Source organism: Streptomyces sp. BR123 (assembly GCF_013401435.1).
Lineage (GTDB): Bacteria > Actinomycetota > Actinomycetes > Streptomycetales > Streptomycetaceae > Streptomyces.
Genome location: NZ_JACBGN010000082.1, coordinates 1 through 25,543, shown reverse-complemented (window position 1 = coordinate 25,543; position 25,543 = coordinate 1). Strand labels below are relative to the sequence as shown.

Here is a 25,543-nt window from a genome sequence, read left to right as displayed (position 1 = left end):
GGCCGGGGTGGCGGGGGTGGCCGGGGTGGCGGTCCGGGTGGTCGTCACGACCGTGCCTCCACCGCGTCGATGACCGCGTCGATCTCCGCCCGCCAGTCGCAGCCGGTGAGCGCGGGAACCGTACCGATGACCAGGTAGGCGGCCAGGTAGCGTTCCAGCGGCCGGATGTCGCAGATGGCGAAGAGCCGGTACAGGGCATTGGTGCAGGCCCGGTACACCAGGTAGTCGGGGCGGCTCCACATCGCGCCCTGCGGGTCGGAGCGGCGCAGCAGCCGGTGGAACTCGCTGTAGCGGGTGCGGATGTCCTGGTTCCAGCGGGCGTGGACGTCCTCGTCCCCGGTGGCGGCGGCCCGCACCCGGTACTCCAGCGGAACTCCGTGCAGGTCGGCGCCCGCGTCGTACCGGCTCTGCGCCAGCTGCCAGGCTCCCGCCGAGAAGTGCGCCCAGGCCTGCTCCCAGCCCTGCGCGCCGCCGTCGGCGATCCGGCCGACGAGCGCGGTGACCGAGTCGCCGGCGCGTTCCGCGTGGCGACGGAAGCTGCTGCGGACCCGCCCGTCCGGGTCGTCGTGGACGAGGAAGTCCTCCAGGTGGGACACGTACGAGAAGTGGCCGCCCGCCAGGCCGCCGGGGTGGGCACGGGCGTGCGCCGCGAGCGCGGTGACGGCCAGCCGGAGCCGAGCCTGCGCGGTGTCGCCGCGCTCCCCGAGGAAGCCGGCGCCTGCCCCCAGCGCGCCGAGGCCCGCCCGCAGCAGGTCGTCGCGCAGGTCCGCGCCGTCATCGCCGAGCAGGCCGATGAGGGAGGAGCGGTCGACGGCCTCGATCAGGACCGTGTTGTCGGGGACGATCGGCCCGTAGGGCGGCGGGATGAGCTCGCTGCGCCCGGCCTCGGCGGCCCGCTCCAGGAGCTCGGCCTCGGTGAGGTCGCCCGCGGAGGGGTGTACGCGGAGCCAGTCGCGGATCCGGGCCGCGGCGGCCTCGGCGGCGGCGTCGACCCGGGCGGCCGGCCCCTGGAGGCGCAGCCGCAGGTGGGGGCCGTGCAGCCAGTGCCGTTCGATGTGGGCCGCCAGTCCGTCCGCCGTGCAGGACCGGGCGAGCGGGAGCACGACCTCCCTCAGCAGCGGTGCCTTGACCGGGTGGTGGTGGTAGGCGACCACATCGCGGGCGCCGGTGTCCTGGGGCTGCACTCCTGGCACGCTCCCTCCCTCATCCTGCGTCGTCTGTCGTCTGTCGTCTGTCGTGTGTGGTGTGTGGTGTGTGGTGTGTCGGCGGGTCACCGCTGCGCGCGCCCGGCCCGGTAGACCTCCAGGACCAGTTCGACCGCGCGGGTGGGGACGGCGAGGCCGCCGGGGGCGGGCAGCGCCTCCTCCAGGACGGCGCCGTCGCCGTACCGGGAGAGCCACTTGGGCAGGCAGCGCAGGTGCAGGGCGTTGCCGAGGTCCACGAGCTGGGGCTTCGGGCGGTCGAGCCGGGCCAGGAAGTCCTCGGCGGCACGGCCGGTGGGGGCGGTGGTGGCCGGGTGCAGGAAGACCTGCTCGGGGAGGTCCAGCAGCGCGCGCCAGCGGGCCGCCGCCTCGGCCGGGACGGGGCCCGCGGCGCCGAGGTCGGCGCGCAGTTCCCGTACGACGCCGGGCGGCAGCAGCCAGCGGCGGCGGCCCAGTACGAGGTGGCGGTGGCGCAGGCGGGGGGTGAGGGCAACGGGGCCGCCGGGCGCGGTGAGGGTGCGCCGGGGGGCGAGCGGCCTGAAGTCGACGGCGCCGTGGGGCTGGTCGCACAGGTGGGCGCCGATGCGGCGCGGGAGGAGGACGGGGGAGAGGAAGCCGAGGTAGAGCACGTCGAGGTGTTCGCCGGTGGTCTTGAGCCGGATGCGGATCTGGTCGGCGGCCGGGTCGTGGACGAGTTCCAGGTCCGCCTCGGCGAGGGAGGCCCGGCTGCGGTCGGGTCCGATCTCGTCGGGCACCAGCAGCGGGTGGAGATTGGCGTTGAACCCGCCGACGGGCCGGATCTGGGCGGCGCGGGCGGTGGGCCCGAGTCCGCGCCGGATCTGCCGGGACACCTCGGCGGCGGCCCGCGGGTCGAGGGCGTCGAGGAACCGGCTGGTGAAGCGGCCCCAGCCGCCGTACACGTGGTTGACGCACAGCAGGCCGCGGTTCGGGTCCCGCTGGAGGAAGTAGGCGTAGCTCAGGGGCCGTTCGACGGCCCAGCCGGGGAGGCGTGCGCCGAGGCCGCGGAGCAGGTCGGGTGGCAGCACGAGCTCTTCGGCCGCCGCGGCCTCGTCCTGACCGCCGGACGCGGCTTCCCGGAGCCGGGCGGCCACCTCCGTACGCAGCCGGGCCAGTTCGGCGGTTCCGGAGGGCAGGGCGTCGCGGCCGGCGGGGTCGAGGAGGGCGAGGCGGCCGGCGGCCTCCCAGGCCTCGGCCACGTCGGCGCCGAACTCCCACGGGTGGGCGCAGCGTCCGCCGTGCCCGTACCGTTCGACGAAGCGGTCGCGGATGACGCGGCGTACGAGGTGCCCGAGGTCGAAGAGTTCGGCGAGCGCGGTGACCTCGCCGAGGGCCTCGTGGTCGGCGGTGCCGAGGAAGCCGTCGAGCGCCAGCGGGTGCGGGGCGACGACGTCCTCCGAGAGCACGGTCAGCGGGGCGGAGACGGCCGGGACGGGGCGGCCCGCGTCGGCCAGCTCCGCCTTCCACCGCTCGGACAGGGAGGCGAGGAGTTCGGGGCGCCGGGCGGCGGGGGCGTCGCCGAACGCGGCGGTGTCCCGGCCGAGTTCGGCGATGCGGTCGGCGCGGGCGGCGTCCGCGGCGTGGGCCGGGGCGTCGGGGCGGGCGGCGGCGGTCTCCCGCAGCCACGTCGCGAGGGCGTCGAGCGGCTCGTCGTCCTGCGGCGGGACGGGGTCGCCCGCCACCAGCAGGCCCGCCTGCCCGAGGCGGTCGAGGAAGGCGTCCGCCGCGGCGGACGTGTCGCCGCCCCCGTTCAGAGCGGCGGTCAGCAGCCGCGTCAGCTCGTCCAGGGGCATCGCGGCGGTGGTGGCGTGCTCGGTGACCAGGCGCAGCGGGCCGCTGTAGGCCAGTTCGGCCTCGTCCTCGCCGGGGACGAGGTAGCGGCCCCCGGCGAAGGTCGCCCGCTCGCGGGAGTACGTGGCGCGCCCGTCGGCGATCCGGGCGGTGCTGGTGGTGCGGTGCGGGAGGGCGGCCCGGCGGTGCGGGGAGTCGAGGAGGGCGAGGGTGAGGGCCGCCGTCAGGGTGCGGTTCGGCTGGACCAGGGCGCGGAGGGGACCGTCGAACTGCGGGCCGGCACCCCAGGACGGCACCGGACCGGCCGGGGGCACGGCCGGGGACTCGCTCCGGGGCACGGCCGGCCCCGGCCCGGTGCCGAGGGGCCCCCAGCCGACTGCGGTGAACCAGGAGAGCGGGCTGGTCTTGGTGCTGGCCCGCAGGGCGTAGCGCAGTACGGTGGCCTCCTCCTTGCGTGCCCGGCGGTCGGCCGCGCCGCCGGCCGCGCGTTCCAGGGCCCGGTGGAGGTCGGCGCTGGTGAGGGCGACGGCCTTGGCGAGGGCCGGCTCGCGGCACAGGCCTGCGAGGGCGAGGCGCTCGGCGGCAAGGGCCTGTTCGGCGGCGGCGCCGAGCCCGTCGAGCAGGGCGCGGCGGCTCTCGCGCAGGGCGGTCCACGCGGCGAGCCGGGGGATCCGTTCGGGCAGGTCGCCGAGGCGGGCCAGCAGGGCGGGCCGGGGCTCGCGCCCGTTGTGCAGGGCGCGGCGCAGGGGGAGGACGACGTCGCGGTGGAAGTCGGCGGGATGGCCGTCCCGGCTGTCGTACAGGTCGTCGCAGAGCGGCCCGGTGGTGTGCAGCAGTTGGGTGTCGAGCCGGTGCAGGCGGGCGAGCAGGGCGCGGAAGGCGGTCGCGGCCGGATGCTCGGCGGGGTGGGCGAGTACGGTGGCGCGGGCCAGTGCGTAGGGCGCCGACCGCACCCGGTAGGCACCGCCGTCGCCACCGGCGCGGTCGCCGACGCCGGTGGTGGCGGCGACGGCCGTGGAGTACGGCTGCGGCATGGGGTTCCCCGTCCTCTCGGTGGTGCGCGGGCCTCCCGCCGCACGCGCGGTGCGGCGGGAGGCTCTGTGTGCGCGTACGGTGCTGCTGTTACAGCTGCTACAGCTGTTACAGCGGCAGATCCGGACGCTGCGGGTGGGCGCAGGACGAGGAACCGCAGGAGCAGGAGCTGCCTCCGTTGGACGCCCCGCCCTCGGGCAGCGCGACGGTGTCCCGCATGGAGGTCACGGTGAGGTCTCCGAGGTCGAGGTCCTCGATCTCGAAGGCCGTGGTGCCGCTTTCACCGGTCATGGATGTGTCCTCTCGTTGAGGGCCGGCTGATCGTGGTCGGTGCGGTGTGGGAGCGGGGGGCGGGCGTCAGCCCACGATGACGTCGGACTCCAGGTGCGGCTTGTTGCAGGAGGACGAAGCCTGGCAGGAGCAGGAGCCATGGGACGCCCCGCCCTCGGGCAGCGCGGCGGTGTCGCGCATGGAGGTGATGGTGAGGTCGCCGAGATCCAGGTCCAGGTCCTGGAGGTCGAATTCAGACATGCATATCTCCCGGGATTTGGGGACGGAATACCGAATGCGTCATGCATGAAATGCCGCAGCCCACGGAGGCGAAAGCGCCGGCACCCTGGACTGCTTGCGAGCAGATTAGACACTGCCGGATTCACCGCGCGATCACAAGAGATCACAGAATAAACACAAATAGATTGTCAGGTCCAAATACCGGCTGGCCTGTTCTATTCGTCCGGAAGGAATCCTGGGCAGGAAAACGAACTCCCCATTCCGCATTCCGCTTCCCCCGCCCTGTCCGGCCCGGCCGGCACGGCCCTCCGCGGTGCGATGGCGCACGCACAGGGCGGCACCCTGCGGTCTACCGGATACGCCGACGGGCAAGCGCCTGTACACCGTGCCCGATGACCCGGTCACGGCCACCGTCGTCGTCGGCCGCCGGCTGGACCGGAAGCGGCCGCGATCCGGGCACACCGCTCGGAGACCGCACGCGGCCGCTCGCCGCCGGCCCTGCTCGGCGACCGGGGTGCACCGAGATCGACGCCTGTCGTTCCGGGAGGCCTGTCGTCCACCGCTTCAGGGGCGGCGGGAGGCGGCATCGCTGCGGTGTGGTGGCCGGGCACACAGGGGGTTGCCTGATTGTGATGGTCGGCCACATATGCCGCCGACCTGGGGACTTCTACGTTGTGCCGACACGGAACGTCCCCGACCAATGCCTGGAAGTGGTGTACATGGTCTCCTCCAAGACCGCTGCCGCGAGTGCCCGATCCATCAAGAGAGTCGTCGCCGCCAGCCTGATCGGGACCACCGTCGAGTGGTACGACTTCTTCCTCTACGGCAGTGCCGCCGCCCTGGTGTTCAACAAGCTCTTCTTTCCCGCCGCCGATCCCCTGACGGGCACGCTCATCGCGTTCATCACCTACGCCATCGGATTCGTGGCCCGGCCGCTCGGCGGCGTGGTCTTCGGCCACTTCGGTGACAAGGTCGGGCGGAAGAGCCTGCTGGTCGTCAGCCTGATCATGATGGGCGGGGCCACGTTCGCCATGGGGCTGCTGCCCACGTACGCGAGCATCGGCGCCGCCGCCCCCGTCCTGCTGACCGTGCTGCGCCTGGTGCAGGGCTTCGCGCTGGGCGGCGAATGGGGTGGTGCGGTGCTGATCGTGTCCGAGCACGGCGGGGACCGGCACCGCGGGTTCTGGGCCTCCTGGCCGCAGTCGGGGGCGCCGGGCGGGAACCTGCTGGCCACCGGTGTCCTCGCGGTGCTCGCGGCCGTGCAGTCGGACGCGGCTTTCCTCGCCTGGGGCTGGCGCATCCCCTTCCTGCTCTCCGGCGTTCTGGTCGCCGTCGGGCTGTGGATCCGGCTGAGCGTCTCCGAGTCCCCGGTCTTCCTCGCCGCGCAGGCCGCGGCCCGGGCCGAAGCCGCCCGCGGGACCAGGAGGAAGGCACCGGTCGTGGAGGTGCTGCGGCGCAGCCCGCGCCAGGTCCTGACCGCGATCGGCACCCGGTTCGGCGAGAACATCTCGTACTACGTGCTCACCTCCTTCCTCCTCGTCTACGTCACCACCCACCTCGGCCTGCCCAAGAGCACCGCCCTGAACGCTGTCCTGATCGGCTCGGCGGTCCACTTCGCCGCGATTCCCGCCTGGGGCGCCCTCTCCGACCGGATCGGCCGCCGCCCGGTCACCCTGATCGGCTCGACCGGCATGGCCCTGTGGGCGTTCGCGTTCTTCGCGCTCGTCGACTCGGGGTCCTTCGCCGTCATCACCGCGGCCGTCACCGTCGGCCTGCTGCTGCACGGGGCCATGTACGGGCCCCAGGCCGCCTTCATCTCCGAGATGTTCGACACCGAGGTCCGCTACTCCGGCGCCTCGCTGGGCTCTCAGCTCGCCTCGATCGTCGCCGGAGCGCTCGCGCCGGTCATTGCCGTGGAGCTCCTCAGGGACCACGGATCCCCGCTTCCCGTCTCCCTCTATCTGTCCGCGGCCGCAGTGGTCACGACCGTGACCGTCGCCCTCGCCCGGGAGACCCGCGGCCGCGACCTGGCCCTGCGGGTTACGGGGCCGGGTGGCGGTGCCGCCGGTTCCGCACCCGCGAACGGGACGGCGGCCGCGGCGCGGCCGGACCCCGCCTGAACCGGCCCCGGCCCCGCACGGGAGAATGCCGCCATGACCTCCGCCGAGGAACCCGACGCCGCACCCGGCGAGGCGGCGGCCGCCCTGCGGGAGCTGCTCGGCCTGCTCCACGAGGGCGCCCCGGTCGAGCAGTTCACCCGGCCCGCGGAGCGGGCCCGGGCGGCCGGGGCGGGAGCCGCCGAGCGGGCACTGGTGGAGGAGGCGACGCGGGTGGCGCTGGACGTCCGCCGCACCCTCGACCAGAGGCGGCGGCGGGAGGCGGAGCTGACGGCCCTGTTCGACACCGCCGGCGATCTGGCCGCGCTGCGCGACCCGGACGCGGTGCTGCGGGCCATCGTCCACCGGGCGCGCATGCTCCTCGGCACCGACGTCGCCTACCTGACCCTCAACGACCCGGTCGCCGGGGACACGTTCATGCGGGTCACCGACGGCTCCGTCTCCGCCGCCTTCCAGCAGCTGAGGCTCGGCATGGGGGAAGGGCTCGGCGGGCTGGTCGCCCAGACGGCCCGCCCGTACGCCTCCGCCGACTACCGCGCCGACGACCGGTTCCGGCACACACCCGCCATCGACCACGGGGTGCGGGAGGAGGGACTGCGCGGGATCCTCGGCGTGCCGCTGCGGGTCGGGACCCGGGTCATCGGGGTGCTGTACGCGGCCGACCGGGCGGTCCGGGCCTTCGCACCCGACGCGGTGGCACTGCTGTCCTCGCTGGCCGACCACGCCGCCGTCGCCATCGACAGCGCCCGGCTGCTGGAGGAGACCCGGGCCGCGCTCGTCGACCTGGAGGCCGCGACGCGGACGGCCCGGGAGCAGAGCGAGGCGATGCGGCACGCGGCCGAGACCCACGACCGGCTGACCAGGCTCGTGCTCCGCGGCGGCGACGTCGGCGACGTCGCCCGGGAAGTGGCCGGCCTGCTCGGCGGGAGCAGCCTGGTCGTGTACGACGCCGACGGGGCCGAGCTCGCGCGGGTCGGCGCGGAGCCGGCGGGCCTGCCGGACGGGGCCCTGGCCGGTGCGCTCGCCGCGTCCCGTTCCGGCGGCCGCGCGGTCGAGGCCGGCGGTGTGTGGGTGTGCGCCGCGCTGGCCGGGCCGGAGCTGCTGGGCGGTCTGGCCCTCAACGGGCGCGCCGGCCGGCCAGGCAGCGGCCACGCCGACAGCAGTCCCTCCGACGGCGGCCTCTCCGACAGCGGCCTCTCCGACAGCGAGCGGCGGCTGTTCGAACGGGCCGGTCTGGTGACGGCACTGCTGCTCCTGCTGCGCCGGTCCGTCGCGCACGCGGAGGACCGGGTCCGCGGCGAGCTGCTCGCCGACCTGCTGGCCGCGCCGGCGGCCGGGCGGGCCCTCGACACCGGCAGCCGGATCCTGCGGGCCCGCCGGCTCGGCGTCGACCTCGCCGGACCGCAGGCCCTGGTGGTGCTGGACTGCGACAACGCCCTGCGGTCCCGGCTGGCCGCCGAGGCGGGCCGGCACGCCCGCGCCCGCAACGGCCTGGTCGGCCCGCACCAGGGGCGCGTCGTCCTGCTCGCCCCGGCGGACAGCCCCGGCACCCTCGCCCGGACCCTGGCCGCCGACCTCGGCCGGGCCCTGGGCGCTCCGGTCACCGCGGCTGCCGCGGGTCCGGCAGCCGGGCCGGAGGCGCTGCCGGGCGTCTGCGCGGAGGCGGTGCGCTGCCTGGAGGCGATGCACGCGCTGGGCCTCACCGGCCAGGGCGCCGGCCTGCACGACCTGGGGTTCCTCGGGGTGCTGCTGGGCGGCGGAGCGGATGTGGGCGCGTACGTCGACCGGGTGCTGGGGCCGGTCCTGGAGTACGACGCGCGGCGCGGCACGGAACTGGTCCGGACCCTGGAGGCGTACTTCGCCGAGGGCTCCAGCCCGGCCCGCGCCAAGGACGCCCTCCACGTCCACGTCAACACGGTCGTCCAACGACTGGACCGGATCGGGCAGATCCTGGGCCAGGACTGGAACACCCCGGCCGGCGGCCTGGAGGTCCAGCTCGCCCTGCGGATCCTGCGTGCGGGCCCCGCCTCCTTCCCCCGCCCGGGGGAGGTGGGGCACGACGGCGACGTCGGCGGTGGTCCCGGGTGAGGGCGAGGACGATCGGGACCCGCAGCATCACCGGGCGGTGCACACGCCTGCTGCCGGCAGCGGCCGCCGGCCGTTGCCGAAGCGACCTCTGGGAGCCGGCGGGTCGAACCGGGCCGGCGGCTCGGGGTTGAACAACGCGATCAGCCCCGCTCCCCCGGTATCGCCGGAACGGCGCGGACGATTCCACTCGCCGTCGGAGCCACCGCACTGCACTCCCGGCAGCCGAGTGGACGCCTCTCACTCCTTCTCCTCCGCGGGGCGGTGTGCGGCCCGGGCACCGAACCCGAAATCGGCTCCCCGGCGGTGGACTTCCAGCGCGCCCTGCCCGGCGAAGTGGGCCGGAATCACCAGCTCGTGCCGGTCGGCGGCCCGTTCGAGGATGCGGCGGCGGCTCGCTGCGGCTCCCTGCGGGTCCATGCAGAAGCAGCTGTTGCAGGAGGGGTGGAGGATCTGGACGGGGCTGTGGAGGAGGTCACCGACGAAGACGGCGCGTTCGCCGCGGGATTCCAGGCGCAGCACGGCGGAGCCGGGCGTGTGTCCGGGGGCGGCCTCCAGGGCGAGGTGTTCGTCGATGCGGTGGGTGCCCTCCCACAGGACGGCCTGTCCGGCGTGGTGGAGCGGGGCGACGCTGTCCTCGTAGACCAGCCGGTCGTCCTCCCGCACTCCCTTGCCGTACTCGTTGTCGGGGCCGAAGTGGTGGTCGTCGGCGGCCGGGAGGAGGTAGCGGGCGTTGGGGAAGGCCGGTACCCACTCGCCGTCCGCGCCGACGGTGTTCCCGCCGACGTGGTCGGCGTGCAGGTGGGTGCTGACGACGGTGTCGACGTCCTCGGGACGGACGCCGGCCCGCGCCAGGTCTGCGAGGAAGTCGCCCTGCCGGTGGTGGAAGTGCGGGGTGCCGGGCCGCTCGCGCCCGCTGCCCGCGCCCGTGTCGACCAGGACCGTGCGTCCCCCGCTGCGCACGACCCAGGTCTGGAGGGCGAGGACGGCCAGGTCGCGGCCGGGGTCCCAGTGGTCCGGGGCGAGGGAGGCCTCGTTGTCCTTCCACACCCGGGCGTCTGCCTGCGGGACGAGGTCGCGGGCGGGCCCGAACGGGCCCTGCCACTCCACGACCCGGATGATCTCGACGTCGCCCAGCACGAGGGGCTGCGTGTTGTTGTCGTTGTTCACACCCTCCACCGTAGGAAGGACGGTTGAGCCGCTCAATGCGCATTCGGCGCGTACGGATACGCCGTTGTCTCAGGCTTGCGGCGGGCCCGGGGGTACGCTGGCGCCGTGGACGTGGTGAGCGATGCGATCTCTGCGGTGCGGATCGGCCGGCCCTCCTCGCAGCGGGTCCGGTTGCGCGGGCGGTGGTGCGCGCGGTTCGATCCGTACGACGGGGCGGGCTTCCACGTGGTGCTGGAGGGCAGTTGCTGGCTGCTGCCCGACGAGGGGCCGCCCGTCTCGCTGCACGCGGGGGACGCGGTCCTGCTGCCGCACGGTACGGGCCATGTGATGGCCGACTCCCCCGCCGACGCGGCGGCGGTGGCACGGGCGGTGCCCTTCGACCCGGGCCCGGACGGGGTGCGGGCCGGGACTCTGTCGGTGTCGGCCGGCCCGGGCGGGACGGTCGGGCAGAACAGGGCGGACACGGCGCACGGCACAGACGCGGCGCACGATGCAGACACAGCGCACAGGGCGGACACGGCGCACGGCGCGGACACGGCGCACGGCGTAGAAGGGCCGGGTGTGGAGATGCTGTGCGGCAAGTACCGGCTCGACCGGAGCCGCGTGCACCCGCTGATGCTGGAACTGCCCGCGGTCGTCCACCTGCCGAACCGCGTGGGCAGCCATCCCGAGCTGCGGGCCGCCATCGACCTGCTCGGCGGCGAACTGGTCGGGGTGCGGCCCGGCTCGGCGATGGCGGTGCCCGGCCTGCTCGACCTCCTGTTCCTCTACATGATCCGCGCGTGGATGGCGGACGGCTCCCGGGGAGCCTGGCCGGCCGTCCTCGGCGACCCGGTCGCGTCCGCCGCGCTGCGGGCCCTGCACGCGGACCCGGCCGCGCCGTGGACCGGTGAACGGCTGGCCGCGCGGGCCGGGGTGTCCCGTGCCACGCTGGCACGCCGGTTCACCGCGCTGGTCGGCCGGCCCCCGATGGCCTACCTCGCCTGGTGGCGGCTGACGTACGCGGCCGCCCTGCTCCGCGACACCGCGGAACCGCTCGCCGCCATCGCCCGCCAGGTCGGGTACGGGACCGCGTACGCCTTCTCGCACGCGTTCAGCAGGGAGTTCGGGACGACGCCCGGCCGCTACCGGGCCCGGGCGGCGCAGGAGCCGTGAAGCGGCACGGGCGCTGGGCCACCATGGCGCCGCTCACGGCTCCGGATCGGACGGGGCCGGACGGCCGTCCGGCCGTCCGGCGGGGCTCTGCGTGCCTCAGCGGGTCTCAGCGGGCCGGGCACTCCTTCCAGGAGAAGTGGTACACGGTGCCGATGCCGCCGTCCGTCGAATCGACGGTCATGTAGCTGACCTTCGTCGGGTCGGAGGTGCCGACCTCCGCGCGCAACTCGGTGTTGATGTTGAGGTTGCGCTTCTCGCCGCACGGGGCGAAGACGAGGGCTTGGATGCTCGCGGTGTCGGTCACCTGCCAGTTGTCCTCAAGCACGCCGTGGAACTGGTGGGCCCGGTAGGCGGTCTGGCTCATGCCCTGGAAGTAGTAGCTGGCCTTCTGGGTGCCGATCGCGCCCTCCGCCAGGCTGCCGAAGCCGCGGTAGTCGACCTTGGCCACCGCGTAGGTGAAGCCCTGGGGGACGTTGACGACGAGGGAGAGGAGGCAGTTCTTGCGGGCCGCGGTCACGGGGCTGTCGCCGCCGGCCTGGGCCAGGTAGTCGCTGTAGGTGACGGTGAAGGCCGAGTTGTCGGGGGCGACGGCGACGCTCGCCGTGCCGGGACGGCAGCCCGAGCCGTTCACGCTGGCGACGTCGACGGTCACCTGGCCCGGAGGAGCGACGGGCGCGGCCGTGGCCGCCGGCGACAGAGCGACCAGGCTTCCGGTCGCGGCGACGACGGTCAGTGCGGTGCGAAGTGGCTTGATCACAGTCGCCATGGATAACCGCCACCGGACGACCGTCCACGTCCCCGGGCACGGGAACTCCCTCTGTCGGAGTCTCCGATTCACCGGCAGGAACGTTTCACCAACGGCTTGCCGGCAGCCGAACGGCCCTGATCGGAGCGCCATCCGCCGTAGCCCGGAGAGTCGAAAGGCCGGTTTAGGGCGGTTTCTTATACTCTGAGCGCTTTCGGGCGCGGGAGGAGAGCAACTCATGGCGGATCGGGCTTGGTTCGAACGGCGGTCGACCGCCCTCTGCGCCGGTACGGTCGTGGCCGCACTCGCCTCCCTCGTCCCGGCCGTCGCACAGGCACCGGCCGCGGCCCGCGGACACGCACCCCACCCGCACGTCCAACGCCATGCCGGCGGCCCCGACCCGGCCACAACCGCCGCGCGGGCCTCATCCGCCACCCCGGTGGTCCCGGATCCCGGCGAAGCCGCCGTCCTCGGCAGGGAACACGCCCTGGCGCACGCCCAGCGGCGCCGGGCCGAGGCCGGCGCCGGGGGCTACCCACAGGCGAAGCGCACCTCCGGCCTGGCCGCGCTGGCCCTCTCGCAGCGCAAGACCAACACCGCACTCCCGGCGGCCCGGTTCGGCCGGTTCACCGAGTTCTTCCCCTCCCCCGACTTCGGGGTGCACACGGCCCTGCTTCCCACGGGCAAGGTGCTGCTGTTCTCCTTCGAGCGGGTGGAGGTCGACCCCACCAAGGAGACCGGCCCCACCGACCGGATCGGACGGACCAACGCCGGCCGCGCCTACCTCTGGGACCCCTCCCTCGGCACCGGGGCCCGGGCGTTCAGGAAGGCGGAGCCGCCGACCGTCCTCATGCCCGACGGCCTGAACGCCCCGCGCCCGGCGCCCTTCTTCTGCGCCGGCCACGCGTACCTGCCCAACGGCATGGTCGGGGTGTTCGGCGGCAACACCGGCGGCAAGGGCGGCAGCGGGGCCAGGCTGTCGTTCGTCTTCGACCCGTGGACCGAAACGTGGTTCCGCAACCAGGACATGGCCGTCGGCCGCTGGTACCCGTCGGTGGTGACCGGCGCGGACGGCCGGCAGATCATCATGTCGGGCCAGTCCGAGCGGGGTACGGGCACCCCCACCCCGGTGGTGGAGCGGTTCCCCGCGCTGCGGCACCCCGTCCCCTGGCACCCGTACGACATCCCCGTCGGGCTCGCGCCGGAGCGGCTGCGGGTGGACGCACCGTTCCGGAACGACTACCCGCACCTGTTCTCGCTGCGCGACGGGATGGTCTACGGCCTCGGCCGGGACGCCGACCAGCAGTGGCTGTTCGACCCGGTCAGGGAAACCCGGACCGACCTGCCCCGCCGCCCGGCCGACTTCCGCGGCTACGGCTCGGCGGTGCCGCTGCCCGCCGGACTGCGAGGCCCCGACTCGGTCCTGGTCCTCGGCGGGGACCCGCGGGACCCGAACACCTACCGACTGTCCGGCGGCCGGTGGACCACGCAGGAGCCGCGGGCCTTCGGCCGTACGCAGGACGACACGCTCATCCTCCCGGACGGCACGCTGCTCACGGTCAACGGGGCACTGGACACCCGGAACTACGGGTACGGGCCGTTCAATCCGAAGGCCGACCTCAAGTACCGGCAGATCGAGCTGCGCGATGCGCGCGGCCGGTGGCGGCTCGGACCGGCACAGCGGCTGCCGCGCGGATACCACTCCAACGCCCTGGTCCTGCCGGACGGCCGGGTGATGGTCACCGGCGACGAGCTCCAGCAGATCGCCAACGACCCCGACATCAGGGACGGGATGGACGGCAGCATCGAGCTGTACGAGCCGCCGTACCTGCACCAGGGCGGCCGCCGGCCCGCCCTCGACCGGGTTCCCGCGGACGAGCTCGGGTACGGGAAGGACTTCGAGGTGGCCAGCTCCACCGCGGCCGCGGTCACGCGGGCCGTGCTGCTGGCGCCGACCACGGTCACGCACGCGGTGAACACCAGTCAGCGGCATCTCGAACTCGCCGTGACGGCCCGGCCCACCGCCGGAAAGACGAAGGCCGGGGGCACGAAGGCCGCGAACACGAAGGCCGCGAACACGAAGGCCACCGGCCTGCTCGGCCTGCGGACGCCGCCGAGTGCAGCCGACGCCCCTCCCGGCTACTACCTGCTGTTCCTGCTCGACGGAAAGGGCGTGCCGAGCACAGGGAAGTGGGTGAAGCTCGGCGGTCGGTGAGGCACCGTACCGTCACCGCCTGCTTCGCGCGGCAGCAGTCGGGCGGGACCTGCTGCCTCTCATGTGCGCGTTCCTAGGGCGGAACAGAGGATTCCTCACAGCTCGTGACAGCAGGAATTCAACCCGTAGCATTTAGATGAATCCCTGACTGAATTACCGTCAACAAGCCACATCACCTTATCTCGATTTGATAACGAGATAACGGAAAAGGACTGGACCTTTCCGGCCCTACGCGCGTAACTCGCTCTATCCATAGGCAAGTTGACTGTTCATCAAATTGCATCATCAGGTAACAGTCAGATATCTTGACCGCCATTCCCGTTTGTCCGAATTCTCCGCGTCTCCCATCTGGCAGGCTCCCTCGCACCCACTCCTCCGACCAAGGATTTGAGGTGCGCATGACGGGTCACCGTCGAAGGAAGCCCGAACACCGGCGCAAACCGCGCCGTTTGATACTCGTCACCGCCGCCGTGGCCTCGGCGGCGGTGATAGCGGGGGGTCTGGCCTACTCCGGCCTCGGCGACGACGCCCAGGCCGAGACGACCGTGCAGGCGGCCACGGAGACGCTCACGCCGGCCGCCGCTCCGGCCCGCGACGCGGAGCCCGAGCCCATCAAGGAGCAGCCGTCGAACGACGCGGACCGCGGCATGGTCTACGACGGCCTCAAGGCAGCGCCGAAGGGCGACCGCTGCGTCGGCGTCTACCGTACGGAGACGGGCCTGTGCAGCCACGGCCCGGACGCCCCGCCCAAGGACGTCGACATCAAGAAGGACGTCGCCCCGGCCGTGAAGTCGCAGGCCGTGGCCTCCGATCCGGCCAAGCCCGAGGCCCCGGCCGAGGAAGGCAGCGGGCGTCCTCAGGACGCGCCCGCCGCCGACGCCAAGGCCGCCAAGGACGCGCCCTCCGACGCCCCGGCCCCGGCCGCGAAGGGCGGCACCGGCAGCCAGACCACCGCCGCCGCCGGCCCGGCCGGTCAGACCGTCCAGTGCGACGGCGACGGCAGCAGCGGCAACCGCGTCCAGGTCGTGTACGTCCACGGTCCCGACCGCGACCGGTACTCCGAGTACTTCGCCTCGTTCCGCAAGTGGGCGGCCGACGCCGACCTCATATACTCGAACAGCGCCCAGGAGACCGGCGGCGTCCGTCACATCCGCTACGTGACGGCAGCCGACTGCACTCCGACGGTGCTCAACATCGAGCTGTCGGCCTCCGCGATGGCCGACTTCAACTCCACGAACAACGCGCTCGCGGACAAGGGCCTCAACCGCCGCGACCGCAAGTACATGATCTTCGCGGACAGCCAGGTCTACTGCGGCATCGGCACCTTCGCCGGTGACGAGCGCCCCGGCCAGAACAACCAGAGCAACTTCGGCCCCTCCTACGGCCGTACGGACTCCGGCTGCTGGGGCGGGCACACCGCCGCCCACGAGCTGGGCCACAACCTCGGCGCGGTCAACAACAGCGCCCCCAACACCAGCCGTGGCGCCCACTGCACCGACGAGTGGGACGTGATGTGCTACTCGGACACGCCGTACTACCCGCAGATGCGCAACATCTGCACCAACAAGGCGTCCGAGAACATCCTCGACTGCAACCACGACGACTACTTCCACACCAGCCCCAAGCCGGGCAGCTACCTGGCCACCCACTGGAACATCGCGGACAACCAGTTCCTGATGAAGTCCAAGGGCGGCAACGGCACGGACCCGGGCCCGAACCCCAACCCGAGCCCGCAGCCGACCCAGAAGCCCACGCCCACGCCGACGAAGAAGCCCACCGGCGGGCCGACGGTGACGGCCGGCCAGATCCAGTCGACCTCGGTCGTCGTCAGCTGGCCCAAGGTGGACGGCGCGGCCTGGTACCAGGTCATGCTGAACGGCAAGCACCTGACGTGGGTCCAGTCGCAGTCCGTGCGCATCTACAACCTGCAGGCCGGCACGGAGTACAAGGTCGCCGTCTCGGTGCGCGACAGCGCAGGCCGTGACAGCGGTGCCGGCAAGACCACGGTCTTCCGCACCACGGGCGGCAGCGGCGGCGACACCGCCCCCAACACCCGCTACACCCTCCAGAACGGCAGCACCGGCATGGCAGCCGAGCTGTGGGGCGGCCGCAGCGCCGACGGCACGATCCTCGTCGGGGCCCGGGCCAACGGCTACACCCACCAGCAGTGGCTGTTCGAGGACGCGGGCAACGGGCTGGTCCGCATCAAGTCCGCCGTCTCCGGCAAGTGCCTGCAGACGGGCGGGGCCCCGGCCCAGGGCATGTGGATCGCGCAGCAGCCGTGCGGCAACGGCTCCACCCAGCAGTGGAAGCTGAGCTCCCGCAACGGTACGACGGCCATCACGGACCCGAGCGGCGGCTACGCCCTGACCGTGAGCAACCGTCCGTACTACGGCGAGTGGCTGCTCGACCTCCAGCGCGCGGACGGCCGCGCCAACCAGGTCTGGACGGTCCAGAAGGCCGCCTGACCCGAACCGCCGACCGCCGGCGGACGGCTGCCCCCACGGCCGTCCGCCGGCCCCTCACGTTCACCGCCCCACCGCGCCGGCCGCGCGCCCCCACGGCGCGGCCGGCACCGCGCGGTTCACACCGCGGCGACTGCGGGACGGCGACCCCTCGCATCCCACCGCACCAGGGAGCACCACAACGATGCGCACACGACACGCTTTCCCCGTCCGCACCGGACTCGGAGCCCTGTTCCTGTTCCTCGCCCCGGCCCTGGGCCTCGCCGTGCCGACGGCGGCCCACGCCCACGGCGACACCCTCAAGGTCCTGATCACGGGCCAGCGGGAGGGACACGTCACCACCGACATCACCTGGGAGAACGACGGGGACGCCGTCGACGAGAACGTTGCCGCGACCGTCAACGCGACCAGCGTGGACGGGACCCGTACGCAAGGGCCGTGGCGACTCGTGCGGGGCAAGGGAGCCGGCTGGAGCACGGCCGAGGTCCTGCCGCCCGGCACCTGGAAGGTGACCGTCGACGTCGGCTTCCCGGCGCTCGGACATGCCGAACGCGAGGTCGACGTCCCGGTCGTGGACCCCGTGCCGCCCGCCGGTTCCGCAGCGCCGACCGTTCCCGTCCCGGTGGACCCGTCCGCCTCGGCCGCGGCGCCCTCGGCCGTGCCGTCGGTCGCGGCTCCGGCCCAGTCCCCGTCGCCCGCCGCCGCTCCGGCCTCACCGTCGGCGTCGGCTGCCGCCGAGGGGAAGGCCGGCAGCGGCAGCGCCGTCTGGTGGACCACGGCGGGCGTGGCCGTGATCGCCCTCGCGGGTGCGGCCGTCGGCGTGCTCGTCCGCCGGGCCCGGGCGCGGCGGCGGTAGGCGGCCGGGCGCCTGAACAGGCGGGCGCTGAACGGGCGGGCGCCTGAACAGGCGTGCTGCCGGACGGGCGGGCTGAGGAACGGGCGGGCGCGCCCGGCCGGATCGCTCCGGCGACCTGACAACCGAACGGAACCGCGTTGACGCCCCGCCGGGCGGTGCCGTTCGCTCGGGGCATGGACATCACCACCACCGCCGTCCGTTCCACCGCCCGGGTGTTCCGCCCCTTCCACACCTTCGAGGGCGAGGGCTTCCCCGTCCGCCGCCCCTTCCCCCAGCCCGGGCTGCCCCTGGTCGACCCGTTCCTCGTGGTCGACCAGGTCGGCCCGCACGTGCTGGGCCCGGGCGAGGCCAAGGGCACGCCGCCGCTCCCCCACCGCGGTTTCGAGACCATCCGGTACGTCATCGACGGCGGCGTGGAGGACATCGACTCCGCCGGGAACGAACGGGTCATGAACGCCGGCGAGGTCCGGTGGCTGACCGCCGGCTCGGGCCTGGTCCACCTCGCCCTCCCGGCTCCCGAGCTGCTCGCCGGGGGCGGCCCGCAGCACCTCCTGCAGATCTGGGTCAACCTGCCGGCACGGCTCAAGGCGACGCCGCCGCGCGTCCAGTACGGGTCCGTCCCGCACGGGATCCCCACCGTGTCCACCGAGGACGGCACCGCCGAGCTCACGGTGATCGCCGGTTCCACCCACGGGGCGACCGGCCCGTTCGAGACGCACACCCCGGTCCTCGTCGTCCACGCCCGCCTCGCGGCCGGCGGGCGCGCCGAGTTCGCCGTCCCCGCCGGGCACAACGCGATGCTGTACGTCCTGTCCGGTACGGCGGCCACCCCGGACGCCGGGCTCCCCGACGGCCACCTCGCCGTCCTCGCCCGGGACGGGGAGCGGTTCGCCGTGTCGGCGCCCGGCGACGCGGCGGAGGTGCTGGTCCTGGCCGGAGAGCCGATCGGCGAGCCGGTGGCCCGCACCGGACCCTTCGTCATGAACACCGCCGCCGAGATCCGCCAGGCGCAGTTCGACTACCAGCACGGACTTATGGGCCGCATCGCCGTCTGAGACCTCCCGAGCGCCGGACGGGCTCGGCGAGAGCTTGGCGGGGCGGGGCAGAGGCGGGCACAGGGGCTTGTGCAGGGACCGCCGGGGCGACCGCGAGGGTTGCGACCGCGGGAGGCTACACGCGTCGGCCGGACAGACGGACCACGGCGGTGTGCCCGGGACTCCGCAGCACCCCCCTGAACGGTTCGCCGGTCGCGGAGACCCCGACCAGTGCCGCGTCGAAACGGTCGAGGACGGCGCTCACACCCTCGGCCTCTGCATGCGCGGGACCCTCCAGGGCGACGACCAGCAGGACCTCGTCCGGCGCGGCCGTGAGCGCGAGCGAACCCCGGACGACGGCGGTCTCGGCCGGGGCGACGCCCCGGCGGTACATCACGTTGAAGTTCACGACGGGCCCGCCCAGCAGTCGGCAACCGGTCGGCGCGTCGCCGGGGAAGTCCTGCGGCGCGAATCGCTCGCCGACCACGCGGCGGGCGCCCGCCACCGTGAGCTCCATGCCCGCCCCCTCGGCGAGGGTGAGCGTACGGTCCACTCCGGGGAAGGCCGAGAACGGCCCGTCCGCGGCCACCTCGGCGAGGCTGACCCGCCACGCGAAGTCGTCCATGCCGGACCCCTCGGGCCAGGCCGCGATCTCCCGGGTCACGCCGCCGCCGTTCTTCCAGGCGACGGCCGGCCGGTCACCGGCGCGCAGGATCCTGACCCGGACCCCGCCGGGTACGGCCCCGCCCCCCGTTGCGACGTGCATGGCGCCCCTCCCGCGACTCCCCCAGCTTCTGTGACACAGGAACCTAGCAAGCCCGTCGGACCTAGACGAGGCCGAGGCCGCGTGGCGGGACGAAGAGGTGGGCGGCCCGGTGCTCGGCGCCCACGAGGGCGGCACCCGCCCCCGGGTCCGAGGCGGCGGTCTTCTCGACCCTGCGCCGGTGCTCGGCACAGCGCGCGCAGGTGGGGATCCAGTCGGGCAGCAGGTCCCGGTGCGTGAGGGCCATATGGCGGGCGAGCCGGATCCGGGAGCCGGGACCGCTGTCCATGGGGTCCCGGTCGATGCCCCGCTCCCCTGTGAGCCACAGTTCCGCCGTGGCCTCCTGGATCTCCTTCACCGACCGGTAGAGACGGGCACATCGGGTACAGCCGAACATCCAGGCCGGCGGCAGCGGCCACACGTCCTCGGGATCGAGGTCATCGGCACTCATGCCCGCCACGGTAGTGCCGGCCCGCCCCCGGTGCAGCCATTCGCCGGACTTCCCCTCAAGGATCAACCGCCGGGTTCCGACGGCCTCTTGACAGTCCGGGAGACGGAACGGGGCCCGCCCGGCGGCGGGCCCCTGCCGGAGGGCTTCAGGCCCCGCTGGCCTTGAGCATGTCCTCGCGTTCGACGATCTTCACGCGCTCGCGGCCCTGCGGTTCGCCCAGGGCCTTCTCGGCGGCGTCCAGCCGGTACCAGCCCTCCCACGTCGTGTAGCGGACGCTCCGCTCGGCCAGGAAGGCCTCGACGGCCTCCGGGGCGGGTTCGGCGGGGGTGTGCAGGCGGCCGGCCGCGTGGTCCTGGAGGAGATTTGCGATCGTCTCGTTGGCGTCGCCCTTGGTGTGGCCGATGAGACCGATGGGGCCGCGCCGGATCCAGCCGGTGACGTACGTCGACTGCAGGTGCTCGCCCGCCTCCATCACGCGGCCGCCCTCGTCCGGGACGGTGCCGGTGTCGATGTCCCACGGCAGCTTGGGCAGCTCGTCCGACAGGTAGCCGACGGCCCGGTAGACGCCCTGCACGTCCCAGTCGGTGAACCGGCCGGTCCCCTTGACGTTGCCGGTGCCGTCGAGCTCGGTGCGCTCGGTGCGCAGGCCCACGACCTTGCCGTCCTCGCCCAGGATCTCGGAGGGCGACTCGAAGAAGTGCAGGAACAGCTTGTGCGGGCGCTCGCCTATGTCGCGGATCGCCCAGTTCTCGAGGGTCTTGGCGACCATGTCCGCCTGCTTGTTGGAGCGGCGGGTCGCGATCGAGCCCTCGTCGTAGTCGATGTCCTCGGGGTTGACGATGACCTCGATGCTGGGCGAGTGGTCGAGCTCGCGCAGCTCCATCGGGCTGAACTTGGCCTGCGCGGGGCCGCGGCGGCCGAAGACGTGGACCTCCAGGGCCTTGTTGGCCTTGAGGCCGTCGTAGACGTTGGCCGGGATCTCGGTCGGGAGGAGTTCGTCGGCGGTCTTGGCGAGGATGCGGGCGACGTCGAGGGCGACGTTGCCGACGCCGAGGACGGCGACCTTCTCGGCCTCCAGCGGCCAGGTCCGCGGGACGTCCGGGTGGCCGTCGTACCAGGAGACGAAGTCGGCGGCGCCGTAGGAGCCGTCGAGTTCGACGCCGGGAAGGGGGAGCGCGCGGTCGGCGGTGGCGCCGGTGGAGAAGACCACGGCGTCGTAGAAGGAGCGCAGCTCGTCGAGGGTGATGTCGCCCGGGTAGTCGACGTTGCCGAAGAGGCGGACCTGCGGCTTGTCGAGCACCTGGTGGAGGGCGGTGATGATGCCCTTGATCCGCGGGTGGTCGGGGGCGACGCCGTACCGGATCAGGCCGAAGGGCGCGGGCATCCGCTCGAAGAGGTCGATGGAGACCCCCGGGTCGGCGGCGGCCTCGGACTTCAGCAGCGCGTCGGCGGCGTAGATTCCGGCGGGGCCGGCACCGACGATTGCTACCCGCAGAGGGCGAGGCATGACTTGTTCCCTTCGACCGAAAAACTGGATCAAGGGGAACCCTAAACTAAGGGCAGCCTAACCCGGCACCCGCCCCCCGTTTATGGCCTCATAACTCCGGCTTATGCCTTTTCAAAGGTTCGCTTTGGGTGCCGGTTGGGCCTGCAGCCTCGGCATTTCGGGAGAAACTGGGAGGAAACGGCGATCTCGGGAGGTGGCCCATGGACCCCGTGGCGGCACTGCAGCGGATCGCGTTCCTGCTGGAGCGCGGCCAGGCGCCGACCTACCGGGTACGGGCCTTCCGTACGGCGGCGGACACGCTGACGCGGATGGGCGAGGAGGAGGTCGCGCAGCGGACCGCCGCCGGAACGCTGGAAACGGTCAAGGGCATCGGGCCGAAGACCGCCCGGGTCGTGCGCGAGGCACTGGGCGGGGCCGTTCCGGACTACCTGCAGACGCTCGAGGACGAGGCCGCGGCCCATCCCGAGGGGCCGCCCGCCCCACCCGCCGCGCGTGCGCTGCGCCGGGCCCTGCGCGGGGACTGCCACCTGCACTCCGACTGGTCCGACGGCGGCAGCACGATCGAGGCAATGGGGCGGGCCGCCGCCTCCGTGGGCCACGAGTGGGCGGTACTCACCGACCATTCGCCGAGCCTGACCGTCGCACGGGGGCTGTCGCCGGAACGGCTGCGCGAGCAACTGGACGTGGTGGCGGAGCTGAACGAGACCTGGGCGCCCTTCCGGCTGCTGACCGGCATCGAGTGCGACATCCTCCCCGACGGCTCCCTCGACCAGGAACCGGAGCTGCTGGACCGGCTGGACGTCGTCGTCGCGTCCGTCCACTCGAAGCTGCGGATGGACGCGCCCGCGATGACCCGGCGGCTGCTCACCGCCGTACGCAACCCCCTGATGGACGTGCTGGGCCACTGCACAGGACGGCTGGTGACCGGGCGGACCCGCCCCGAGTCGCAGTTCGACGCCGAGGCGGTGTTCGCCGCGTGCGCCGAATCCGGAACCGCCGTGGAGATCAACAGCCGGCCGGAGCGGCTGGACCCGCCGCGCCGGCTGCTGCGGCTCGCGGTGGAGGCCGGGACGCTGTTCGCGATCGACACGGACGCTCACGCGCCGGGCCAGCTGGACTGGCAGCCGACCGGCTGTGCACGGGCCGTGGAGTGCGGCGTGCCCGCCGAACGCGTCGTCAACACGTGGAAGGAGAAGGACCTGCTGGCCTGGACCCGCACGCGCACGCCGCCGCGGGGGCGGGGGCGGCACGGTCCTGGTTCCGCCGGCGCGGCCGCGCGCTCAGCCGCCCGCCCCCGGTGACCGGTGACCGGTCGACCAGGGCCGGCCCGGCGAGCAGCGCCGCAACCGCGGCCCCGAGCACCGCGGCGACACCCGCCCGGACCGGGGAGGCGCTCACCGCGCCGCGGTGAGGAGCGCGGCACGTTCATCGGCGTGCGGGGCTGCGCTGCGCGGCGGTGAGCGGGCGCGACGACCGGCCCACGCCCGGTCCCATCGGCCGTCACCCGTCCGCGTTGCGCCGTTCGCGGGACGAACGGCGCAGCGCCGGCTGCGGGCGGGGCACGCGGGGCGGCGGTTCGAGATGCGTCCCCGCGGCACTGCTGCTTCTCTGGATCCGCTCTTCCCACCCCCGACCCCCGAGGAGGAACCATGAATGCTTCCAGCGGATCCAGCGGCCGTGTCCGCCAGTTGCGCGAGAAGGCGCAGGAACTGAGCCGGGCCGCCGAGCGCTCCGCCGACCCGGAGGAGCGCCGCCGGCTGCAGGACAAGGCCCGTCGGCTGCAGGAGCAGAGCGAGCAGGAGAGCAAGATCGACGATCGGGGTATGGATCCGATGTAGGCCGTCGTCGGTCCGGGGCATCGGCCGGCAGCCGCACGGCTCCGGCCGATGCCGTCCGCCGGCGGCGGTACGGACGGTCGGCGGATCCGACGGGTACGACGGGTACGACGGGTACGACGGGTACGACGAGTCTGGGGACGGTGGATGAAGGCGACACAGGTACTGGCCGACGGGTACGGGCGGATCCGGGAGGTGGTGCACGAGGCGGTCGAGGGGCTGTCGGCCGAGGAGCTGAACGCCCGGATCGACCCGCACGCCAACTCCGTCTCCTGGCTGGTCTGGCATCTGAGCCGGGTGCAGGACGACCACGTGGCGGACGCCTCGGGCCTGGAGCAGGTCTGGACGGCGCAGGACTGGGCGGCCCGGTTCGCCCTGCCGCTGCCCGCCGAGGACACCGGGTTCGGGCACAGCGCGCAGCAGGTCGGCACGGTCCGCGTCGACTCGGGCAAGCTGCTGCTGGGCTACTTCGACGCCGTGCACGAGCAGAGCCTCGGGTTCATCCGCGGCCTCGCCGCGGCCGACCTCGAACGGATCGTCGACGAGGCCTGGGACCCGCCGGTCACCCTCGGGGTGCGGCTGGTCAGCGTCCTCGCCGACGACCTCCAGCACGCGGGCCAGGCGGCGTACGTGCGGGGCGTGCTGCAGCGGCGCTGAACCGGGCTCGGCACGTCCGTTCCGTCCCCCGCGCCGGGTCCGGACGGCACCCTCCCGCCGGACCCGCGGGCGGAGCACCGGTCCTCCCCGGGGGACGCCCGGGAGGCCGCGGACCGGGCACCGTAGGCTGGCCGTCATGGCAAACGACGATGCCGCCGTCCTGGCCTCCGTGGGTCCGCGGCTGCGCGCCCTGCGCAAGCAGCGCGGCATCACCCTGACCCGGCTCTCCGGCACCACCGGCATCTCGGTCAGCACGCTGTCCCGCCTCGAATCCGGCGAGCGCAAGCCCAACCTGGAGCTGCTGCTGCCGCTGGCGCGCGCGTACGCGGTACCGCTGGACGAGCTCGTCGGGGCACCGCCCGTGGGCGACCCGCGGGTGCGGCTGAAGCCGATCCGGCGGGCCGACATGACGATCGTGCCGCTGACCCAGAGCCCCGGCGGTCTCCAGGCGTTCAAGATGGTCATCCCGGCCGCCCGCAGCACCCCCGATCCGCGGACCCACGAGGGCTACGAGTGGCTGTACGTGCTGAGCGGCAGGCTGCGCCTGGTCCTCGCCGAACGCGACCTCGTCCTGAAGGCGGGCGAGGCCGCGGAGTTCGACACCCGGCTGCCGCACTGGTTCGGCAGCACCGGGGAGGCCCCGGTGGAGGTCCTCAGCCTGTTCGGCCCGCAGAGCGAGCGCGTGCACGTACGGGCGAAACCGCGCGAGAAGTAGTCGGCCCGGGGGCAGCCGGTCCCGCAGCCGCCCCGGGGCTGCGGCCTCCGGACCGTCCGCGGCATGATCACGGGATGGAATCCGTACTGCCTTTGCTCTATCTGGATGTCGATGGTCCGCTGATCCCCTTCGGGGCGACGCCGCGGGAACTCCCGGGCGGCTACCCGCTGTACGGGGCCGCCGACGACGGGAACCCGCTGCTGGCCCGGCTCGATCCCGCGCTCGGCCCGCGCCTGCTGGCCCTGCCCTGCGCGCTGGTGTGGGCCACGACGTGGGGAGACGAGGCGAACGCGTGGATCGGGCCGCGGATCGGCCTGCCCGAGCTGCCCGTCGTGGCCTGGCCCGACCCGTCCGAGGAGGACGGGCCGGGCGCGGGCCGCGACCGGCCCCACTGGAAGGTGCGCGCCCTCCTCGACCACGCGGCCGGGCGGCCGTTCGCCTGGGTCGACGACGAGATCGGCGGCGCGGACCGGGCCTGGGTGGACGCGCACCACCCGGGCCGGGCCCTGCTGCACCGGGTCGACGCCCGGTGCGGGCTCACGGACGCCGACTTCTCCGTGCTCGACGCCTGGCTGCGCGGCCCCGTGCGGCTCGGCTGAGCCCGCGCGCTCCGCCCTGTGCACGCGCCGGGTTCACGCCCAGGACGCGGCCACCAGGGACCGTTCGGCGGCTGCCAGGTGGGCGGCCGCGGACAGCCACGCCCAGGCGTAGCCGTCCGCCGAGGGGTCGGTGAGGCGGCCGAACGCGTCACGGGGCCGCCGGTCCGCCTCCGCGGCCAGGGCCGTCGCCAGCTCCGCGGCCGCGGTGAACCCGGCTCGGCGCAGCGGCCCGTACGCGTCGAGGGGCCCGCTGCCGCGGGCCGATTCGGCGACGGCCCGTCGCCCGCCCGCCACCCCCGTCTCCAGCAGGCGCCGCACCCGCCACAGCGGTGCGTCGGCGAGCGGGTCCGGCCCCGGGTCCACGGTCAGGGGTCCCGCGCCCGGAGCTGTGCCGGGCGGGAAGTGGCTGCCCTGGAGGCGCTCGTAGCCGAGGTCGGCGCGGCCGAACCACTCCTCGGGCAGCCGCAGCGTGTGCTCCGCCTCCGGCACCGGTCCGACGGCTAGGGGCCGCAGGGTCGCGGCGCGGTCCAGGTCGGGGCGGCCCAGGACGCGCAGCGCCAGGCCGGGGTGGGCGGCGATGCGGCGCAGGTTCTCCCGGTGGGGCAGCTCCGGGTGGGGGTG

The 25,543-nt window shown here is 73.9% G+C and carries 21 protein-coding genes and 1 pseudogene; 12 read left to right on the top strand and 10 right to left on the bottom strand.

The window, feature by feature from the left end; genetic code table 11:
• Positions 1–44 precede the first annotated feature (44 nt).
• From HYE82_RS15670 to HYE82_RS15655, 4 genes are all read right to left on the bottom strand, one after another.
• A complete protein-coding gene (locus HYE82_RS15670) occupies positions 45–1,193 on the bottom strand; it encodes a lantibiotic dehydratase C-terminal domain-containing protein (protein ID WP_179174674.1) in 1,149 nt (382 codons plus the stop codon).
• A 77-nt stretch (positions 1,194–1,270) separates the two neighbouring features.
• Positions 1,271–4,045, bottom strand: a complete 2,775-nt coding sequence (locus HYE82_RS15665; protein WP_179174673.1) for a lantibiotic dehydratase — start codon at positions 4,043–4,045, stop codon at positions 1,271–1,273.
• A gap of 106 nt (positions 4,046–4,151) precedes the next feature.
• The gene (locus HYE82_RS15660; RefSeq protein WP_179174672.1) at positions 4,152–4,334 is read right to left on the bottom strand and encodes a thiazolylpeptide-type bacteriocin; all 183 of its coding nucleotides are present in this window, start codon (positions 4,332–4,334) and stop codon (positions 4,152–4,154) included.
• A 66-nt stretch (positions 4,335–4,400) separates the two neighbouring features.
• Positions 4,401–4,574, bottom strand: a complete 174-nt coding sequence (locus HYE82_RS15655; RefSeq protein WP_179174671.1) for a thiazolylpeptide-type bacteriocin — start codon at positions 4,572–4,574, stop codon at positions 4,401–4,403.
• A gap of 698 nt (positions 4,575–5,272) precedes the next feature.
• Here HYE82_RS15655 and HYE82_RS15650 point away from each other — a divergent pair.
• Both HYE82_RS15650 and HYE82_RS15645 read left to right on the top strand, forming a co-directional pair.
• Positions 5,273–6,673 carry an MFS transporter gene (locus HYE82_RS15650; RefSeq protein WP_179174676.1) on the top strand — a complete coding sequence of 467 codons (1,401 nt, stop codon included), beginning with the start codon at positions 5,273–5,275 and terminating at the stop codon, positions 6,671–6,673.
• A gap of 33 nt (positions 6,674–6,706) precedes the next feature.
• Positions 6,707–8,758, top strand: a complete 2,052-nt coding sequence (locus HYE82_RS15645; RefSeq protein WP_179174670.1) for a GAF domain-containing protein — start codon at positions 6,707–6,709, stop codon at positions 8,756–8,758.
• 237 nt (positions 8,759–8,995) lie between these two features.
• Here the strand turns inward: HYE82_RS15645 and HYE82_RS15640 are convergent, their stop codons facing one another.
• A complete protein-coding gene (locus HYE82_RS15640; RefSeq protein WP_179174669.1) occupies positions 8,996–9,925 on the bottom strand; it encodes an MBL fold metallo-hydrolase in 930 nt (309 codons plus the stop codon).
• 105 nt (positions 9,926–10,030) lie between these two features.
• Here HYE82_RS15640 and HYE82_RS15635 point away from each other — a divergent pair, with 105 nt between their 5' ends.
• Positions 10,031–11,080, top strand: coding sequence for an AraC family transcriptional regulator (locus HYE82_RS15635; protein ID WP_179174668.1), 1,050 nt, complete (start codon positions 10,031–10,033; stop codon positions 11,078–11,080).
• Positions 11,081–11,186: 106 nt separating this feature from the next.
• On the opposite strand, the gene HYE82_RS15630 is transcribed toward HYE82_RS15635, so the two are convergent.
• On the bottom strand, positions 11,187–11,837 hold the full coding sequence (locus tag HYE82_RS15630) for a DUF4360 domain-containing protein (protein WP_309144332.1): 651 nt from the start codon (positions 11,835–11,837) through the stop codon (positions 11,187–11,189).
• Positions 11,838–12,063: 226 nt separating this feature from the next.
• On the opposite strand from HYE82_RS15630, the gene HYE82_RS15625 reads away from it, so the two are divergent.
• The 4 genes from HYE82_RS15625 (at position 12,064) to HYE82_RS15610 (ending at position 18,416) form a co-directional block, all read left to right on the top strand.
• The gene (locus tag HYE82_RS15625; protein WP_179174666.1) at positions 12,064–14,040 is read left to right on the top strand and encodes a glyoxal oxidase; all 1,977 of its coding nucleotides are present in this window, start codon (positions 12,064–12,066) and stop codon (positions 14,038–14,040) included.
• A gap of 398 nt (positions 14,041–14,438) precedes the next feature.
• Complete coding sequence (locus HYE82_RS15620; protein WP_256987270.1) at positions 14,439–16,508, top strand: RICIN domain-containing protein; 2,070 nt, start codon at positions 14,439–14,441, stop codon at positions 16,506–16,508.
• A 181-nt stretch (positions 16,509–16,689) separates the two neighbouring features.
• The gene (locus tag HYE82_RS15615) at positions 16,690–17,361 is read left to right on the top strand and encodes a hypothetical protein (protein ID WP_179174665.1); all 672 of its coding nucleotides are present in this window, start codon (positions 16,690–16,692) and stop codon (positions 17,359–17,361) included.
• Positions 17,362–17,534: 173 nt separating this feature from the next.
• Entirely contained in the window at positions 17,535–18,416 is an 882-nt protein-coding gene (locus HYE82_RS15610; RefSeq protein ID WP_179174664.1) for a pirin family protein, read from the top strand.
• 115 nt (positions 18,417–18,531) lie between these two features.
• Here HYE82_RS15610 and HYE82_RS15605 read toward each other — a convergent pair whose 3' ends face one another.
• The 3 genes from HYE82_RS15605 to HYE82_RS15595 all read right to left on the bottom strand — a co-directional run bounded on the left by HYE82_RS15605 (position 18,532) and on the right by HYE82_RS15595 (position 21,116).
• On the bottom strand, positions 18,532–19,161 hold the full coding sequence (locus tag HYE82_RS15605) for a HutD family protein (RefSeq protein ID WP_179174663.1): 630 nt from the start codon (positions 19,159–19,161) through the stop codon (positions 18,532–18,534).
• A 61-nt stretch (positions 19,162–19,222) separates the two neighbouring features.
• The gene (locus HYE82_RS15600; protein ID WP_179174662.1) at positions 19,223–19,609 is read right to left on the bottom strand and encodes a hypothetical protein; all 387 of its coding nucleotides are present in this window, start codon (positions 19,607–19,609) and stop codon (positions 19,223–19,225) included.
• A 145-nt stretch (positions 19,610–19,754) separates the two neighbouring features.
• Positions 19,755–21,116 (bottom strand): FAD-dependent oxidoreductase, encoded by a 1,362-nt coding sequence (locus HYE82_RS15595; protein WP_179174661.1) that lies wholly within the window; start codon positions 21,114–21,116, stop codon positions 19,755–19,757.
• A 200-nt stretch (positions 21,117–21,316) separates the two neighbouring features.
• Between HYE82_RS15595 and HYE82_RS15590 the strand changes: the two genes are divergently transcribed.
• The 5 genes from HYE82_RS15590 (at position 21,317) to HYE82_RS15570 (ending at position 24,922) form a co-directional block, all read left to right on the top strand.
• Entirely contained in the window at positions 21,317–22,417 is a 1,101-nt protein-coding gene (locus HYE82_RS15590) for a PHP domain-containing protein (protein ID WP_179174660.1), read from the top strand.
• Between the two features lie 348 nt (positions 22,418–22,765).
• The gene (locus tag HYE82_RS15585; RefSeq protein ID WP_179174659.1) at positions 22,766–22,954 is read left to right on the top strand and encodes a DUF6381 family protein; all 189 of its coding nucleotides are present in this window, start codon (positions 22,766–22,768) and stop codon (positions 22,952–22,954) included.
• A 144-nt stretch (positions 22,955–23,098) separates the two neighbouring features.
• Positions 23,099–23,608 (top strand): DUF664 domain-containing protein, encoded by a 510-nt coding sequence (locus HYE82_RS15580; RefSeq protein ID WP_179174658.1) that lies wholly within the window; start codon positions 23,099–23,101, stop codon positions 23,606–23,608.
• A gap of 136 nt (positions 23,609–23,744) precedes the next feature.
• Entirely contained in the window at positions 23,745–24,323 is a 579-nt protein-coding gene (locus HYE82_RS15575) for a helix-turn-helix domain-containing protein (RefSeq protein ID WP_179174657.1), read from the top strand.
• A 74-nt stretch (positions 24,324–24,397) separates the two neighbouring features.
• Positions 24,398–24,922 (top strand): HAD domain-containing protein, encoded by a 525-nt coding sequence (locus HYE82_RS15570; protein WP_179174656.1) that lies wholly within the window; start codon positions 24,398–24,400, stop codon positions 24,920–24,922.
• Between the two features lie 33 nt (positions 24,923–24,955).
• On the opposite strand, the pseudogene HYE82_RS15565 reads toward HYE82_RS15570, so the two are convergent.
• A pseudogene (locus tag HYE82_RS15565) lies at positions 24,956–25,543 on the bottom strand (hypothetical protein); the annotation flags it as partial.